Annotated in this window: 19 protein-coding genes and 1 pseudogene; 6 read left to right on the forward strand and 14 right to left on the reverse strand. The window is 56.2% G+C overall.

The annotated features are described in order from the left end of the window. From AC1RVY_RS25675 to AC1RVY_RS25700, 6 genes and pseudogenes are all read left to right on the forward strand, one after another. Nucleotides 1-93 (forward strand): annotated as a pseudogene (locus AC1RVY_RS25675) (beta-ketoacyl-ACP reductase); the annotation flags it as partial. A 39-nt stretch (nt 94-132) separates the two neighbouring features. After that, the gene (locus tag AC1RVY_RS25680; RefSeq protein ID WP_492808927.1) at nt 133-387 is read left to right on the forward strand and encodes a hypothetical protein; all 255 of its coding nucleotides are present in this window, start codon (nt 133-135) and stop codon (nt 385-387) included. An 81-nt stretch (nt 388-468) separates the two neighbouring features. Beyond that, nucleotides 469-1,245 (forward strand): enoyl-CoA hydratase/isomerase family protein, encoded by a 777-nt coding sequence (locus tag AC1RVY_RS25685; protein WP_492808929.1) that lies wholly within the window; start codon nt 469-471, stop codon nt 1,243-1,245. Nucleotides 1,246-1,354: 109 nt separating this feature from the next. After that, on the forward strand, nt 1,355-2,338 hold the full coding sequence (locus AC1RVY_RS25690) for a Bug family tripartite tricarboxylate transporter substrate binding protein (RefSeq protein WP_492808931.1): 984 nt from the start codon (nt 1,355-1,357) through the stop codon (nt 2,336-2,338). A gap of 193 nt (nt 2,339-2,531) precedes the next feature. After that, a complete protein-coding gene (locus AC1RVY_RS25695; RefSeq protein WP_492808933.1) occupies nt 2,532-2,981 on the forward strand; it encodes a carboxymuconolactone decarboxylase family protein in 450 nt (149 codons plus the stop codon). A 94-nt stretch (nt 2,982-3,075) separates the two neighbouring features. Beyond that, the gene (locus AC1RVY_RS25700; RefSeq protein WP_492808935.1) at nt 3,076-3,882 is read left to right on the forward strand and encodes an MBL fold metallo-hydrolase; all 807 of its coding nucleotides are present in this window, start codon (nt 3,076-3,078) and stop codon (nt 3,880-3,882) included. A gap of 57 nt (nt 3,883-3,939) precedes the next feature. Here AC1RVY_RS25700 and AC1RVY_RS25705 read toward each other — a convergent pair whose 3' ends face one another. The 14 genes from AC1RVY_RS25705 to AC1RVY_RS25770 form a co-directional block, all read right to left on the reverse strand. Beyond that, nucleotides 3,940-4,812 (reverse strand): LysR substrate-binding domain-containing protein, encoded by an 873-nt coding sequence (locus tag AC1RVY_RS25705; protein WP_492808937.1) that lies wholly within the window; start codon nt 4,810-4,812, stop codon nt 3,940-3,942. Nucleotides 4,813-4,914: 102 nt separating this feature from the next. Beyond that, nucleotides 4,915-6,126, reverse strand: coding sequence for an iron-containing alcohol dehydrogenase (locus AC1RVY_RS25710; RefSeq protein ID WP_492808939.1), 1,212 nt, complete (start codon nt 6,124-6,126; stop codon nt 4,915-4,917). Nucleotides 6,127-6,174: 48 nt separating this feature from the next. Beyond that, nucleotides 6,175-6,897 (reverse strand): ABC transporter ATP-binding protein, encoded by a 723-nt coding sequence (locus AC1RVY_RS25715; RefSeq protein WP_110959116.1) that lies wholly within the window; start codon nt 6,895-6,897, stop codon nt 6,175-6,177. Beyond that, complete coding sequence (locus AC1RVY_RS25720) at nt 6,890-7,642, reverse strand: ABC transporter ATP-binding protein (RefSeq protein ID WP_492808941.1); 753 nt, start codon at nt 7,640-7,642, stop codon at nt 6,890-6,892. Before AC1RVY_RS25720 ends, AC1RVY_RS25715 begins: the two co-directional genes overlap by 8 nt. Continuing rightward, complete coding sequence (locus AC1RVY_RS25725; protein ID WP_492808943.1) at nt 7,639-8,652, reverse strand: branched-chain amino acid ABC transporter permease; 1,014 nt, start codon at nt 8,650-8,652, stop codon at nt 7,639-7,641. Before AC1RVY_RS25725 ends, AC1RVY_RS25720 begins: the two co-directional genes overlap by 4 nt. Further along, a complete protein-coding gene (locus tag AC1RVY_RS25730; protein ID WP_492808945.1) occupies nt 8,649-9,518 on the reverse strand; it encodes a branched-chain amino acid ABC transporter permease in 870 nt (289 codons plus the stop codon). Before AC1RVY_RS25730 ends, AC1RVY_RS25725 begins: the two co-directional genes overlap by 4 nt. Nucleotides 9,519-9,532: 14 nt before the next feature. Beyond that, nucleotides 9,533-10,711, reverse strand: coding sequence for an ABC transporter substrate-binding protein (locus AC1RVY_RS25735; protein ID WP_492808947.1), 1,179 nt, complete (start codon nt 10,709-10,711; stop codon nt 9,533-9,535). Between the two features lie 79 nt (nt 10,712-10,790). After that, the gene (locus tag AC1RVY_RS25740; protein WP_492808949.1) at nt 10,791-11,432 is read right to left on the reverse strand and encodes an isochorismatase family protein; all 642 of its coding nucleotides are present in this window, start codon (nt 11,430-11,432) and stop codon (nt 10,791-10,793) included. Beyond that, entirely contained in the window at nt 11,429-12,472 is a 1,044-nt protein-coding gene (locus AC1RVY_RS25745; RefSeq protein WP_492808951.1) for a 2,5-dihydroxypyridine 5,6-dioxygenase NicX family protein, read from the reverse strand. The genes AC1RVY_RS25740 and AC1RVY_RS25745 overlap by 4 nt, the downstream gene beginning before the upstream one ends. Nucleotides 12,473-12,496: 24 nt before the next feature. Next, nucleotides 12,497-13,501 (reverse strand): amidohydrolase family protein, encoded by a 1,005-nt coding sequence (locus AC1RVY_RS25750; protein WP_492808953.1) that lies wholly within the window; start codon nt 13,499-13,501, stop codon nt 12,497-12,499. Between the two features lie 8 nt (nt 13,502-13,509). Then, complete coding sequence (locus tag AC1RVY_RS25755) at nt 13,510-14,025, reverse strand: aromatic-ring-hydroxylating dioxygenase subunit beta (RefSeq protein ID WP_492808955.1); 516 nt, start codon at nt 14,023-14,025, stop codon at nt 13,510-13,512. Then, nucleotides 14,022-15,332, reverse strand: coding sequence for an aromatic ring-hydroxylating oxygenase subunit alpha (locus AC1RVY_RS25760; RefSeq protein ID WP_492808957.1), 1,311 nt, complete (start codon nt 15,330-15,332; stop codon nt 14,022-14,024). The genes AC1RVY_RS25755 and AC1RVY_RS25760 overlap by 4 nt, the downstream gene beginning before the upstream one ends. A 26-nt stretch (nt 15,333-15,358) precedes the next feature. Beyond that, nucleotides 15,359-16,612 carry an NAD(P)/FAD-dependent oxidoreductase gene (locus AC1RVY_RS25765; RefSeq protein ID WP_492808959.1) on the reverse strand — a complete coding sequence of 418 codons (1,254 nt, stop codon included), beginning with the start codon at nt 16,610-16,612 and terminating at the stop codon, nt 15,359-15,361. Then, nucleotides 16,609-16,926, reverse strand: coding sequence for a non-heme iron oxygenase ferredoxin subunit (locus AC1RVY_RS25770; RefSeq protein WP_110958412.1), 318 nt, complete (start codon nt 16,924-16,926; stop codon nt 16,609-16,611). Before AC1RVY_RS25770 ends, AC1RVY_RS25765 begins: the two co-directional genes overlap by 4 nt. Nucleotides 16,927-17,144: the final 218 nt, after the last annotated feature.

Raw genomic sequence — 17,144 nt, forward strand, 5'->3', positions numbered from 1 at the left:
GTCCGGTTCTTTGCGGAACCTGGCTCGAGCTACGTCACTGGACAACTTCTGTATGTCTGCGGTGGACGCAGCCTCAGCAGTCCTTCGGTTTAGCGGTCCTGCTCACCCGCGCGCACCCAACGGGAGGTGAGCATGCTGAACAGTGCATTGAGCGGACTGAATGTCATCAACTTCGCCCAGGGGATGGCCGATCTGACCTACCCAATGTTACGTGACAGCTCTCTTCCTGGAGACATGGAGAGGGGATCTCTTTGCTGGCGGTCTATCGAAAAAAGTAGTACTGCGCCTGACCTCCAGCAGCCGGTTCGCCGGCGACCGGCGCAGAGGTTGATACATGAACTGATGCAGATCCTGGAGAGCGTTCGCTCGGACAGCATTGGTCCGTGATGTGGTTGTCGAACTGGGCTTGCTATCTGACGACATTCAGTCGCCGGTCGCAAGCCATTCCTATTCAAATTAAATATCTTCATGGCAATCGAAATAGAAATACAGGATGGCGTTGCCATCGTGACCTTGAATCGACCGGAGGCGATGAATTCGATTGATCCGGAGTCCAACAAGAAGCTACTCGAGGTTTGGCATGCGGTATCGAACAACGAGGCGCTACGAGTACTCGTTCTCACAGGCGCTGGCGATCGCGCGTTCTGCACAGGGGCGGACCTCAAGAAAACAATGCCACCGGCCGACAGTGCGGCACGGCAAGTTTTTCGAGCTGGAACCCAACACTTCAACTTTGGGACGCTACGCACGGACAAGCCCGTCATCGCGGCAATCAACGGGTATGCCCTGGGTGGGGGGCTTGAACTGGCGCTGCTTGCAGACATACGCATCTGCTCTGAAAACGCCCAATTCGGCCTGCCGGAAGTGAGGGTAGGCAGCATACCGGGTGCTGGCGGAACACAGCGCCTGATCCGCGCTGTGGGTCAATCGGACGCGATGCTGATGCTGCTGACAGGTGAGCGCATCGATGCTAACGAAGCCTTGAGGATCGGGCTGGTAAGCAAAGTGGTGCCGCTGCCAGAGTTGCAGGCGACGGCCCTGCGCCTGGCACACACCATGGCCTCCAACGCACCGTTGGCGATGACGGCCGCAAAGCGATTGGCGATGACAGGGAGGGAGTTGCCGCTAGCAGGCGGGCTGGAATTGGAACGCCAAGCCTTCGGCGTGCTGAGGGACAGTGAGGACCGACTGGAAGGACGCCGGGCTTTCGCTGAGAAGCGCCCTCCGACATTCCTCGGCCGCTGAGTGTTTCGCGGGGGGATTGCCGCGGTATCGACAGCATTTCCCACGGAATCGTCTCCTCCTCCCCAATTCAACTTACTTTGAGCGTTCTGCATTCAACATGGAGCAGCCTGTGAACATCAATCGTCCCATCTGGTTAATTAACCTCTTCGTTATCCTGGCATCCTTCATCGGCGCGTCTCAAGCTGTTGCGCAACCGAGCAGCAGGCCGCCGGCGAAAATCTTGGTAGGGTTCTCGCCCGGCGGGACGCTGGACGTGGTGACTCGAGCACTTGCGGATCAGCTAAGTACCCCGCTGAATCGTGCGGTCGTGGTAGAGAACAAGCCAGGCGCCGGGGGGAAGATTGCGATCGATACGTTGCGGGCAGCACCAGCTGATGGAAGCGTTGCGATGTTGTGTCCGGACTTCCTTGGATCCATTTATCCGTTCGTCTTCAACAAACTCAACTACGACCCACAAAGGGACATATTGCCGGTATCAACGGTGGTCGAGTTTGCGATGGCGCTGGCGGTTCCTGCTTCCTCAGCTTCTAAGAGTTTTGCAGAGTACGCTGATTGGGTGAAGGGCCACCCGGAGAAAGCCAACTTCGGTCATGCCGCATCTGGGGGGCCGACGCATTTCCTAGGATTGCAGATTGCCAAGGTTATTGGTGTTCCGCTACAAGACGTGCCGTTCCAAGGGGCCGCCCCCATGATCTCGAACCTAATGGGGGGCATTGTTGCTGCGGGAACCTCTACTGTTGGAGACTTTGCCCAGCACCACAATGCCGGAAAACTGCGTGTTCTTGCAGTCACTTCTGCGCAGCGTTCACCACTTCTGCCTGATGTACCAACCTTCAGCGAACTTGGGCGAAAGGATCTCACCGCAGTGGGAATATTGGCCATATGCCTGGCCCCCGGCACACCTGCGCCCGTCATAGCTGAATGGAGCGATGCCGTTCGCAAGGCCGCTGCGACAGAACAGTTCGCGAGCAAGATTCGCACGCTCGGTTTTGTGAACGCAGGGAGCTCGCCAGATGAAGCGCGAGCCAGATTCAAAGACATGCGCAGCTTCTGGGAGCCGGTAGTCAAGGCATCGGGATTCAAGGCGGACTAAACACTCTTAAATGTCCGACATGTCGCCCACTGAGGGCGAACGGTCACTGCCCTTGGGACGCCGCGTCCAGTGCGTTGTTTCATATTTGAATAGTCCACACACAAATATGGCCCATATTGACTATCCCCCAGTTGATTCCCTCCCGCCTGCGCTTCAGGAAGTTCTCCGGAAGAAGAAGTCAAATGTCTTCCGAATGTTGATGCATTCACCTGGGATAGCACCCGGTCTCCTGACGTTTGCGGAGGCCGTCAAAAGGGAAAACTCATTGCCTGCGGACTTGATGGAGCTGGCAATTCTGCGCGTGGGCTACGCGTGCGAAGCAACCTATGAAACTTCAAGGCATGAGCACTATGGCAGAGCGGTCGGCTTGTCCGGAGCGACGATCGAAGCAGCAAGATCTAACGAAGGTATCGCCTCGATTCGGTCGATTGATCGCACAGTCATTGCCTTGACCGATGACATTCTGAAGAACGATGGATTGTCTTCAGCAGGGCGCGAGCGTGCTTTGCAAACTTTTGGGACGGGGCAGGTTTCTGACCTTGTCTTAACCGTAGGACTCTACAAATGCGTGTGTTATTTCCTTCGAAGTTTTGGGGTGGACATTGAGTCTTCGGAAGATCGGCCATCTTCAACAACGGGATAAATGCGTCGATTTCGCTTCGAAATTTCACACAATTTTTCGCGCGCTTCCGTACGAGGAAGTCATTGTTTCACCACGTGTGTTTAGGAAAAATACCATGCAGAAATACATTTGCACGACCTGCGGAACGCAATACGCGGAATCTGAAAAACCGCCACTCCACTGCCCCATATGTGAGGATGATCGTCAGTACGTCGGGTGGGGAGGTCAGAATTGGACCACGCACGATGCCCTGGTGGAGAAGTACAAACTTCGAATCGAGGACGACTGTGGGTTGCTGGGTATTGGTATGCCGAGTGGGTTTGCTATTCCACAGCGGGCGCTTCTCTTGCCGACGGACGACGGCAATGTTCTTTGGGAATGCGTGAGCATGGTTACAGACGCAGCAGTTGCTGAAATCAAGTCGCGCGGGGGTGTCAGAAGGATCGTTATTTCACATCCTCATTTCTACACATCTATGATCGAGTGGAGCGAAGCTCTGGGCGGTGTACCTATCCTGCTGAATGCGGCAGACAAAGCTTGGATTCAGCGACATGCTCCCCAGATCGAGTTCTGGGATGGGGATGTTCACAGACTCTCCGATCAGATGACACTCCTTCGCGTTGGTGGCCATTTCCCAGGAAGCTCTGTGCTTCATTGGAAGCAAGGGCCACGCGCGGGCGGTGCACTTTTCCCGGGTGACGCATTGCAGGTTGTGTACGACCGGCGGCACGTCTCGTTTATGTACAGCTACCCGAATTTTGTGCCGATGAAAACCAGTGACATTAGAGCGATACGCGAGCGGTTAGTTGGCTATGATTTTGCTGACGTTTTCGGATTTACCTGGGGCTTGAATATCATCGGCGGGGGAAGGGCTGCAGTAGATGCCTCCTTTGATCGATTCCTCGCTGCTGTCGAAGGCTAAGAATGGCCTGCTGAGTCCGCGTCCTTGGTCTGGATGCTCAGCCGTTGGACAATCTGTCTAACGGACGGTTCGTATCCAGTCTCGAAACAACCTGACTGCTGGTGTTTTTGCCTTTATAGGGTCGCAGACAAGGTAGTAGCCGAGTTCCGTTTTGGCAACATGTTCCGCAGCGGCGACCAGACGCCCAACGCGCAAGTCTTCCTCTACGTAGGCTCGTTGGGCCATTGCTATCCCAAGACCGTCGGCCGCAGCTTGATAGCACAAAGCGGCATTCGCCAGCGTGAGGCCTCGCTGCTGCGGCGGATTCTCGAAGCCGATTGATTTAAACCAGAGCGGCCAGGCTTGCGGTCGCAGCATGGAGTGCAGGAGGTTGGCCTGCAGCAGATCCTGAGGTGCACGAACCTGCATAGCTAGGCTGGGCGCACAAACAGGTAGAAACTCATCATCAAACAGGTGATCCAGTTCGACATCGGTCCACTCGCCCATACCATGCCGAATTGCACAATCAGCCCCTTCAAGGCGGATGTCGTCAGCTATCGCAATCGTGGCAATCTCCAGATCCATGTCGGGATGTTGTGCGTAGAAGCCGTGCAGGCGAGGGACGAGCCATCGAATCGCCAGAGTGGGTGTTACTTTCAGGCGCAGCAGTTTCTCCGCCTTTTCGTCGGCCACCTCATCCAACGCGTCGTTCAGGCGATCAAACGCATCCGATACGCGGTAAGCGAGTCGTTCGCCAACGGAGGTCAGCTGGATTTCACGCCCAGACTTTTGGAAAAGCTGGGTGCCCAGCCCCGCTTCCAAATGCTTGATCTGTTGACTAACGGCGCCTGGAGTCACATGAAGCACCTCAGCGGCGCGCGAAACGCCCTTGGCACGACAGACGGCATCGAACACCCTTAGTGCGCCCAGAAGTGTACGGAGGCCTTGCATTGATTCGACCTGAAGGCTAGGCGGGCTCCGCTCATGCATGAGTCCGCGGTGTTGATATGGATTTGGTGAAAGAACGACAAGAAAAGACGCTGATGAAGCATTTCAAGTCCGTACAAGACTAAGGACTTCACGCACGTCTGCAGCTGTCGAAATTGGACGAAGGTTGTTCCGCGTGACTTGCGGGTGTTCAAGTGCAGGTTGGATGAAAGACTCCACCTGATCAAAATTCAGACCCAAATCTTGCAGACTTCGAGGCATGTTGAGCTCAGTCAGCAAGTTGAAAAGCACTTCGGAGAAGGGACCGGTACGCCCTAATAGACGTCGCACATTGTCGTGTTGAGGAACTGCGTGGCCTTCCAACCACCGCGCCTGGGCCAGCATCAGGACGCAAGCCGCCTCGCTGTGAGGAACGGATGCGAGAGGCCCGACGATGTGTACCATCCAGTGGCTGAAGCCGTGCGGCACAGACATCTGCCCCATGCCTGTATACCAAGTGGCCAATTGGCAGTTCGAGAATGCCTCAGAGTCTGTACGATATCTCAGGCGCGGTAAGTTCTCGACGTAGAGCTGGATCGCTTTTTCCGCCATCAAACTGGTAAAGGGATGAGGCTGGGTCGAGCATGCCGTGTTGATGGCGTGGTCCAACCCGCGAATGCCCGTAGCCAGTAGCAGCGAAAGAGGCGTGCGAGCCAAAAGATCCGGGTCATAGACAATTCCGCGCGGAGCTCCATCAGTGACCAGGAAGCGTGCCTTCAGATGGGTCTGGTCATCGATGGGCGTGCCAGCTGGGGTCCACTCCGAGGTGGAAAGGGTTGTCGGTACCGCTATTTGCCTGATCCGCGGCGGCTGAGATGACGTGGCGATCATCTCCGTTCCGTCCGCAGACATCCTCATTTGAAGTTTCAGCAGGGCATCGCGGTCGAAAGTCCGTTCGGTGACGCACAACTGGATGACCTTGCACATGTCCATAACCGAACCGCCGCCCACAGACACAATGACGTCGGCCTCGCAAGCATCCACCTGACGAGCGCCGGAAAGCACGTTCGACAGCGGCGAATGCTCGCCAACCGCATCGGTGACACCGACACAACGCTTACCCAATGACGCAACAAGTTGGCGAATTGTGTCAGTGCGCTCATTGAGCGTGCGGGAGCAGACAATGAATGCGCGCTGATATCCAAACCAGTCCAGCAGCTCTGGCACGCCCGTGTGTATGGACGTTCGATGCAGGATTCGGTCGTGACCTGAAAAGCGATAGCGCGTGCCCTCCCTTTGCGCCGACTTCGCTTCTGACAGTTCTTCGTCGCTTGTCACACAGAGTCTCCGTTCAGTTCTTTTTCGCAGTTTGCACAGGCATAGTTCTTAGCACTTTTGGATTCCGATGGTGCGGTTGAGGAGCTCCTCTTCGTCGCGCAGCGCCGCTGCTGAACCAGAGTAGGCAGCGATGCCACGCTCCAGGACAATGACGTTAGTAGAAAACTCGAGAACCACGTCCACGTGTTGCTCAACGAGGATACAGCCCACGCCCAACTGATCGCTCATCCGAACAATCGCGTCCATCAACTCCTCCCGCACCATCGGTGCCAGCCCCTCGAGGGGTTCATCGAGCAGAAGAATGCGTGGCTGTCCAACGAGTGCTCTGGCCACGGACAACATCTGCTGCTCGCCGCCAGAAAGCTGAGTGCCCCCATTGCGACGTCGCTCCTTAAGTCGAGGGAAAAGGGCATAGATCGGTGGCAATGCAACGCTTGCCGATCGGCCCTGTAGACCCGATAGTAGGTTTTCCTCCACCGTCAGCGATGGAAAGATATCGCGACTCTGCGGCACATAGCCAAGTCCAGCGCGCGCGCGCGCATACGTGCTAGCGCTGCTGATGTCGCGCCCTCCGAACTCGACGCGTCCCTTCATCAGATCGGCAAGACCCATCGCCGTTGCGAGCGTCGTTGTCTTACCTGCACCATTGCGCCCAATCAGCCCAAGACGTTCGCCTTCGCGGACTTTGAAGCTGAGATTCTCGACGACCGGAATGCTGCCATAGCCTGTCGTAACGTTGTCGAACCGAAGTTCAATAGTTGGCTTAGGCATGACCGTCCCGTCCGAAGTAAATTTGTTTGACTTGCTCATTGGCGGCAACTTCCTTTGGAGAGCCCTCCACCAATACTGCACCTGCAACCAGAACGATAATGTGCGAAGCAAACCTGAAGACCAAGTCCATGTCGTGCTCGATAAGCAGAACAGACAGGTCCTTCGGAAGACTTTCGACAGCGTCCATGATGCGGCCGCCTTCGCCTTGCGGAACGCCTGCACCTGGTTCGTCCAAGAGCAGCACTTCGGGTTTCATTGCGAGAGCCAGAGCGATCTCTGCTAACCGCTGCTCGCCCAGAGCCAGCTGCCCTACAACCCGGCGCGCGAAAGGCTGTAGACCAAGCATGCCTAGTGTTTCGAAGACCTCCTCACGAACTTGGGCGGAGCGCGCGCTCGATGGCCACCACTGCATCGATGCGCGATGCCGTTGCAGCACGGCGACCTTGACGTTCTCCTCAACCGTGAGATCTTTGAAGAGGCGGCTGATCTGGAATGTACGTACGATGCCGTTGCGGACACGTGCATACTGCGGCAGTTGCACGATGGAGCGACCGTCAAGCAGGATGTCACCTGATTTCGGGCGCAGCGCTCCACTCAGCAAGTTCACCAAGGTCGTCTTGCCGGCGCCATTCGGTCCGATCAATGCTGTGCGCGCCCCTTTGGGGAGCGCGAGCGAGACATTCTGTGTGACGGCCAGACCACCAAAGGAGTGGCTGAGATTCTGGGTTTGTAGTCGATAAGTCATTTGGCTTCCCTGCCCGTGCCCAACCGCTCGGCATAAGCCATAGCTCGATCTAGAAGACCGATCAGTCCTTCAGGAAGTACGATGAGTACGACGATTAACATCGACCCAATGAAAAACAGCCAGTGATACGGATTCAAGGTTGAGGCGATGTGGTGAATGGTCATGTATGCGATCGTCCCAAGCACAGCGCCCGACAGGCGACGGGTACCACCCAGCACGATCATGACCACGACACCTGCCGATGTCGAAAAGTCCAGCATAAAAAGGTTTGCTACCTTGCTAGTTTGAGCAGTCAATGCACCGGCAAGCCCAGCGACAATTCCGCCGACGGTGTAGATGGCCAGCAGGTGCAAGTAGACACGGCCCCCTAAGGCCTGTACTCGGCCAGGGTCCTGGCGGATCGCCTTGGCTGTCAAACCAAAAGGTGAATCCACCAGATTGCGAACCAGGAAGTACACAAGAACCAAAGCTCCAAGCGCATAGAAATACCCGGTTTGGCCTATGAAATTGAACTCCCATATGCCGAACAGAGGGCCAATGTTGAAGCCTGCTAGCCCGTCGTCGCCTCCGGTGAGCCATCTAGCCCAGTTGGCCAGTTCTAACAACAATTGAGCCACTGCAATGGTCAGCATGACTAGCGTGAGTTTTGTCGTCCGCAGCATCACGGCACCGCTCATCAATGCAATCAACCCACCACCCAGCGCACCTAGCAAAAGTCCAACAAGCGGATCCGTCGTCAGATACAAAGCAGTCCAGCCAGCTACGTATGCACCGCTGCCATAAAGCGCGGCCTGACCTAGAGTTGCAATGCCTGCTTGGCCAAGCACTAGACTCAACGACAGCGCAAAAATAGACATAGTTGCCATGTTGGTCAGCAACCCGAGATCTTGCGGGAAAAGTACGAAGGCCAGCAATCCCACCAACGTCAGTACGATCTCGACACGCAATTGCCTCCAAGGACTGCTTGAGCGCGAATCGACCACCGCCAGTGAGGGAATTACCGCGCTCATGTCTGCCTCCCGAAAAGCCCCTGCGGCCGCACCAACAAGACGATGATCATCGTCAGAAAGAACGCAGCCGATGCGAGCTGCGGAACCATATATTTCATGGATGTCTCCACAATGCCAAGCAGCAGCGCTGCAAAGAATGAGCCAAAAAGATTTCCATTGCCACCAACGGCAACAACCGCCAACAGGACCACCAGGTACTTGGAAGCGTAGGTAGGTTCCATCGGCAACAACTCCGCACCAGCGATACCTCCCAACGCCGCGAGCATTGCGCCGATGGCAAAGGTGGCTGCATAGATCTTCGTCGTGTCGATGCCAATGGACCGTGCGATAGGTGCGTTGTCGACGGCCGCACGCACGCGAATGCCGAAAGACGAGCGATCCACAGTCAGCCAGAGAACAATCACGACGAGCAAACCGCAGGCAACGACGATGAGTCGATGTCTGGGGATCGAACGAAATCCCAGATTGACTGACCCTGTGAATGCTTCGGGTAGCGCGACTGATGTCACCGAAGATCCGAACAACAGATTCACTGCGGCCGTTGCTACGAACATCAGACCAATTGTCACCAGCATCTGATCGAGATCGTCACGCCGGTAGAAGCGACGCAGAAGAATGCGCTCAAACACCAACGCGATGAGTCCTACCAGAAGGATCGCAAGCACGAAGCCGGCGCCGATCGGGATGCCAAGGCGCTGAGGCAGGCTGGCGGCGAGAAAGCCGCCCAGCATTGCGAACGCACCATGGGCGAGATTCACGACCCGCATGAGACCCATGGTCATGGACAGCCCCACGGTGATCATGAACAGGATCATCGCGTAGGTGATCCCATCGATCAGAATGCTGCTAAGAAGAGCAACAGACATGTTGAAGTCCTGGATCACTTGGCCGTGTTCTGGATGCGTCCGTAGTCGGGTTGCATCTCGAAAGTCCGGAATTCTCTGTTCACATAACGGCCGGACGCATCCTTCTCGACGATGCGCATGTAGACGTTTTGCACAAATTCGCGCGAGACGGGGTCGATCTTCACAGGGCCACGTGGGCTTTCCCATGAAAAGCCCTTGGCCGCCGCCATGGCCTTGGGGCCATCACGCTTGCCGTCAGTTGCTTTGACCATGTGATAGATAACATGCAGACCGTCAAAAGCGTTCGCCAACTGGACGGTTGGGATGGCTTTAGGTGCTACTTCACTCAGGGTTTTCGTGACGGATTTGTTCAAAGGCGAGTCGTGTGACGCCGAATAGAACATGCCGGTCTCGATACCCAAAAGATCCGGTCCGATTGCGCGCAGCTGATCTTCATCCGTTTCGCCTGTGCCCAGAAAGCGAATGCCCGCTGCACGCAATCCTGCCTCGTTGTACGCCTTGATCATGGCGTAGGTCGCGGGACCACCTGGGCCAAATACATACAGCGCATCTGGCTTTAGCGCCTTCACGCGTTGCATCAGCGGTCCGAAGTCAGTCGTCTTCAGCGGTGCGCGAATCGCTTCAAGCAGTTTTCCTCCACTACCAACGAACTCAGTGGTGAAACCCTTCTCTGCATCTAGGCCAGGACCGAAATCACTGACCAGCGTAACGACATTCTTAACGTTCTTTTCCTTGGCGTACTTTGCGACCGGGACGGCCATCTGCGGCAACGTGTACGAAGTACGCAGTAGATAGTCTGACTTTTCGAGGAGCGAAGAGGTTGACGCGTTGAAGATAACGACGGGCACCTTAGCCTCCTGTGCGAGTGCAGCGACTGCAAGGGTGTCGGGCGTGAAGTAGAGACCGCCGATGTACTGGGCGCCTTCTTTGATGATCAGTTCCTGTGCAAGTGCTTTGGCCTGGGCAGGGTTGATTTCTGGGAGGTCGCGGAAGATGACTTGGATGGTGTGGCCACCAGATGTCGTGCCGTTCAGCTTTTGATAGGCCTTGATCGATCCTTCCCAAGTTTGACCTACCGCAGAGAACGGTCCTGACATGGGCGCAATAATGCCTACTTTGATAACGTCGGCGAGGACTGGGGTTGCAATCGTTGCAAGTGATACGGCTAGTGCGGCGGCGAATTTGAAGATCATTTTTTTCTCCAGGTGGTGGGGGACTGGCGGGGCTTGCGCAGGGGCAGACTGACGTGAAATTTGAGTTGGCGACGTTGGGTCAGGGGAGTGCGGTCGGAGCTTTCGCGGCGGTTGCTTCCAGGGCTTTATCGCGGGGCATCAAGGTTGCATATTTCTGATTCATGTCGAAGAGATTGGCATCGTGCGCATGCAACGAACGATCTCCGACGCAGTCGGTGACCACAAGAGGGCGGAAGCCGTGGCACATGGCATCAACGACGCTGGCACGAACGCATCCGCTGGTTGTGCAGCCTGCAATCAGCAAGGTCTGTACGCCGCGTTGAGAAAGCCAAGCCGCTAGCGGCGTACCAAAGAATGCTGAAGGATTTGTCTTGCGCAGGACATACTCGCCGTCGATAGGTGTAAGTTGCGAGACGATTTGACTTTCTGGCGCTTGCTCGCGCAGGGTGAGCAGGGACGGGACTTTGAGCGCCATGATGGTTGCGTCCGTCCCATCATCTTGGTACACAACTCGCGTATGAACGACCGGCCAGTTGCGGTTTCGTGCTGCCGATAAGAGGCCGCGGGTGCATTCGATAGCCGGGCCTATGTTGCCGCCGCCGAACGTGCGCGGATCAGCAAATCCATTGACGAAATCGACTATCAACAGGCCGAACGGTGCTTTGGGCGCGAGCTCATTGCCGAACCCTTGCTTTTGGTAGATGTCCTGATCGGAGCTCATTGAAAAGCCTCGTCAATCACTTTGCCATCTTGAACCACGACGATTTCGTCGAGCTTCACTGTGCAGTTGCGCAAGGGAATGTCGAGGTGACAAGGTGTTGTGCGAGGTCCACCTGCCTCGTTGTTTGGACCTAATGAGAACAGGAAGTTGCCTTCAAAAGCGCGTGCATCCTGACCTGTTGTCGCCTCCCGGTCCATGAGCGACAGTGTGTGCCAGTAGCACCGTGGCTGCATTCCCCATCCGATGTGCGCGATAGCATAGGCCTCTGGATCCTTGTAGGCCTCCATGAACTCGCGCAGCATGGCGGCATCGACATCACCTTCAATGCTGCGGACGAAGCCGTCGCGCAAATTCAATGTGATCTTGTCAGAGACATAGTTTCTCTGCGGCAGAAGGATGTCCCCGCGATCGACCACGATAGTGCCGTCGCTGCCGCCTTCATTGGCGAAGGTAAAAAGGAATCCGCTTGGCCAGTGATCCCAACGTCCAGGTTCCTCGCAAAACCCATATTCGCAAATGGTTGGGAATTCACCGAGTTTGAAAGTCACGTTCGTGCCGGCTGGAGACGTGACGTGCATCTTTTTCGCCTTTTTGAGGAGCTTCGATGCATTCAAAACGCGTTTGCGATCGTCCTCGGTCGGAATCGCCCGCACCAGTACTTCGGGTGGCTCCGCGACCAAAAGTATCTTTGTTCCAGACTCCAGAATTTCCAGTTGTTCGGGAGAGAACAACAGCACCATCAAGTCAAGAACAAGATCGCTATTTTTCATTGCCGCGAGTGCGACTGGATTATTCGTTAGGGGTGTTTCACCCAAATAGTTCATGCGGTCGCGGCTGGTTGCTTTCTCCGCGTTGATGGGCTGCAGCTCGATTTTGGTGACGATCGCGCCTGCTGCCTGCGCTGCGATGGTCGCCGTCTGCAGCGTTTGTGGATGGGTATGGGGACCACACAGGATCGATACTTTTTGTCCGCGCTCCACCTTGCTGAGCTTAAGAACTTCGTTCCATGCGTTGATCAATTGATAGTCGCTAACTGGCATTTTTTGGTCCTTTGTTTTGGTTGGTTAGATCTGCAGGAGCTGGAGCTCCTCCGTGCTGCCCATCTTGAAGAGCCTGCGCGCATTGCCGTGGCAGACCATTGCACGCACACTGTCAGTGAGTGGCGCTTCTTCGATGAAGGTGCAGGCCTCGGCGGTCGACTCATACGGGTAGTCGACTGAGAAGAGCACTGCTTCGGCACCGAGCTCGCCGACTGCGCCCAGCAAGGCGGGTGCAGAGCACACGCCAGAGGTGGTTATGAGAATGTTGCTGCCGATGTACTCGCTAGGCTTACGTGCCAGCTTGATGCCCGATGGATAGGCCGAAAACCGGCTGTCAATGCGCCAACGCTGGAAAGGCAAGGCCTCCCCCATGTGACCCAGAATGAGATTCAGGCGAGGGAAGCGGTCAAACACTCCTCCGAACAGCAGGCGCAATGCATGGCCTGCCGTTTCTACGCCCCAACCCCACGCGGCGCCCTGAAGCACTGGCATGCCTTCTAGCAGCGCTGGCGGCTGGCTGAATGCGTTGGGATGCAAGTAGATGGGCACGCCGAGCGCCTGCGCGCGCTCCCAAAACACATCAAACTCTGCTGCTTCGTAGTAGCGTCCTAAGGTGTGCCCGTTGATCATTGCACCCTTAAAGCCGTACTCGACGACAGTGCGCTCCAATTCAGTGGCTGCGGCGGCAGGATCCTGCATCGCTACATGAGCGAAGGCTCCGAAGCGTTGCGGATGCCGTGCCACGCGCTCCACCAGGAACTCGTTGTTCTCGCGCGCCCGGCGCACAGCGATGTCGCGATCTGTTTCGGCCTGTACACCGGGCATCGTTTGCGAAAGAACGACGTATTCGATGTTCCCTGCGTCCATTTCTTGAAGGCGCTGATCATCGAAATCGGTCAGTTTGGCATCGAGCTTGGCGACGAAATCTGCCGGTAGCGCTCGGGTGTATTTCGCAGAGTACTCGTCGAACCTTGGGGCGGAGAAGTGCTCTTCCAGTGCGATCTTTGGGATCTTGTTCGTATTCGTCATAGGTAGCCTCAAACTGGATAAGCCAGGGCGGTATCAAGAATTTCCGTGTCATGCACCACTTGGCGACTAGCGATGAGCAGTTGGTCGCCTTCGCGCATGAAACGATCGTGGTAAATACCCGCCAGATGCACCGTGGATGGGCCTTCGACGAGGGTCTGCATTAAGATGAAGGGTGTCTGGGAAATCACCGTGTTGTCAGCTTCCTGCAGTACGCGCGTGATTCCAAGCACATGCAGCATGTGTCGCGGCGCGAACATCTGGGAGTGCGCTATCGCCATGGCTCGGTCGATGATCATGTCCAAGCCCTCGCAGTACATGAGGCCTACGGGCATGTTCAGCAGCGCGTTGTGGCGCGAGGTGATGCGGTAGTTGGCATCCTTGCAGAAGAAGCCAGGCCAGCGTTCGACATCGTTCGCGTCGAGGGCGGCACAGTACTCGACATGGAATGAGTCGATTTCAGCGCGCAACTCGGCAGCGCGTTGGGGTGACATCATGGTCTTGGCGTAGGCGAGTTGCTCTTTCATGCTGCCTTCTCCGCGACACGGATGTCCATCACTTCCCGGTAGTACTGGTACAAGGACCTGATGCAGGACTCCGAGATCAGGTTGCGTGCTGAGCCTTCGTGACCGGCATCGAGTTTGACGACGTTGTTGTTTGTGGACGAGTTGCGCAGGCCCTCTTGCACGAACTTCAATGCTTCGTTGTCCTCGAGACCAAGGAAGCCGGAGGGACCCATTAAGTTGCCCTGACGCAGGCGGTGCCGTGTCATCTCCGGTGTGTCATCTTCGTAGCCGAACATGGTCCACTGCATCACCATGCTGTTGGGACCGTTCGGGATGATCTGGCGCACACCCAGAGTGTTCATCTGACGCTGCACGATCATGCTCGGCCACAGAGTCATCATGTTGGCTGACCAGGGCGAATTGAACTCCCGCACATAGTCCAGAAAACGTTCGTCGCGCAACCGAAGGTCGTCGCTGAAAGACCGCATTTCCGCCTTGTCTTCTGCCGCCACTGTGGCATAGACCTGGTCCGGTTTGGAAGAGGCCATGAAACCGTGGCGACCGTGAACCTTGTCAGCAACCACGGTCGACTTGATACCTGGAACCAGCAGGCCGAACACAACGAGAAACGAATGAAGTAGCGTCGCGTGGTAAGGGTCCTTCAGGTTCTCGTGGTACATCTTCCAATTGCACGGAAGTTCGTTGCGGCAATATCCGAGGATCTTGAGTTTCTTGCCCGAGAACGTGACATCGAATTCATCAACGATCTCTTTGGTCATGTACTCCTCCAACGGAGGGGTCTTGTCGGAGTAGGTAGCAAATACCACACCGTTACGTGTTGTCACGCGCAACTGGCGGGTGCCATGCTCAGCATTCTTGAAGTCCGCAGGCATCCCACCCACCTTGTTGATGCCGCGTTTAAAGGGAACGCCTTGAAGGTTGCCCTTCAGGTCATACGACCACTGGTGATATGGACAGACAAACTCCTTCGTATTCCCTTGGCTTGAACGGCAGAACTCAGCACCGCGATGAGCGCAGCGGTTTTCAAAGACAGATATCGTGTTGTCCTCCGCCCGTGCAATGACGACAGGCGTGGCGCCGACGTAGCCGCGCTTGTAGTCGCCTGGGTTGGGAATCTCCGCTTCCAGAGCTACGAAGTTCCATGTGTCACCGCGAAAGATGCGTTCGATCTCCTGGTCATATATGGCTTGGCTGGTGTAGACCCAGTCGGGAATGTTGTTCATAGCGTCTGCAGGCCAGACACACTGATCCAATGGCGGGTTCTTTCGGGCATTGGTAATGCCGATGACCGCCTGCGATTGATACATGGAAGCTCCTTTGCGATGAGTGGGGTTTAAACGGTCGCGCTGGCTTGGGCATGCATTTGCTTGACCCATGCGCGTAGGTTGGTTTTGTCCAATGGAAAGTCCTCCCACTGAACAGGCTGGCCGCGCTCGAAAAGAGGGCGGATGGCTCGAAGGTCTGAGCCGGCATTGATGGCCACGCCGTGCAGTGGAACACCGCACCGATGGCCGATCCACATCACTCTGTCGCTGCTCGGGTCGCCCCGGCGGACGTATTCGAGATCGGCAGCGGGCAGACCGAGAACCTGGATGTTGTGTTGCCCTTGGTCGGTCCAGAACCAGGGAACTGCTGGCGTAGGAAGAGGGACGCCAAGCAGGGCTGCCGCAGCAGTACGCGCCTGTTCATTCGCGTTTTGCCAGGACTCCAGTCGCGTTGGCGCCGTGTCGCCTGGGCGTTGCTGGCTGGTGCAGTCGCCACACGCGAATACGTGTTCGTTACTAGTACGACAAGATGAGTCAACGAGAATCCCGCCTCCTCCTGCGATCTCTAGTCCAGCTCCGCTTGCCAGCGAGTCATTGGGCGAGAGACCAATCGCTACGATCAGTTCGTCCAACTCGAGATCGCCAGCGTTTGTCGAGAGGCGCATGCGGCCGCTCGACGACACATGGACGTCATTGAGGGAGGCTGCGAGCAATAGCTTCGTACCTGCGTTCCTCATCCAGGCTTCCAGCCAAGCTGACGCCTCGCTCGGCAAAAAGCGATCTAGCAGAGTGGGCGCGCGTTCAAGAACCGTAACCGATGCACCTGCTGAGAGTGCGGAGTTTGCGATCTCCAGTCCGAGGAAGCCGCCACCCAGAATGGCGATCTGGGGCTTGAGCTGCAGAGATGCACGCAGTCGCCTGGCGTCATCCAGCGTGCGGATGTAGTGCACGCGGTGATCGGCAGCAGGAGGCAAGGGAAGTTTTCGTGCATCACCACCGGTGGCGATCAGACACTTTTCATAGTCGATCACCCGGCCATTTGTCAGTCGGACCTGCCGACGCTGCAGATCCAGGGCAACCGCTTCACTGTTGCTCAGCAGTTCGATGTCGCTGTTCGTCCAGGCATCCTCCGAGAGCACCTCGAGCCTAGGCTCTTCAGCGGCAGTCAGAACAGCCTTTGATAAGGGCGGCCGCTCGTACGGTCGATGGCGTTCGCGACCGATCATGGTGATACTGCCGCGGTAGCCCCGCTCGCGAAGGGTCTGCGCAGCGATGGCCGCAGATTGACCCGCGCCAACGATGACAACGCCAGGCGACGTCATTTGCTTGCGGGCGACAAGACGTAGATGTCGTCGCCTTCTCGCTTAACTGCGTGGACGCGAAGATCCACAGTAGCCGGTGCGCACATGGCCCTACCGGTGCGGATATCAAAGCGAGCTTGGTGCAGAGGGCATTCCACACAACCGTCTTCCACGTATCCCTCTGACAACAATGCTGTGGCATGCGTGCACATGCTATCCGTCGCGAAGAACTCATCGTCAATCCTGTACAGCGCAACGCCGTGACCGGCCACACTGACAGTCTTCGCTTCGTCGTTGCTGAGTTCCTGCGCCGAAGCGACCTTTATCCAATCCATGGCTCTTTTCCCGAAATTTTTAGCACCGAAAAAATACTCAGTGAACTGTCATATTAAAGAGATTTTTCGACCTTTTCAAGTGCGGGTTTGTACTGTGCTGCAGTGCACCATTTTGACTTTTGAAGTTCTCCTTTGTGGTGCGGAAATTGCACTTTTCATAGGGAAAATGCACCAAAAAGAGGACCATCTTAGGTGCTGATCTTTCATCAGCGTTTACC

The organism is Acidovorax sp. GW821-FHT11A03, from assembly GCF_058809075.1.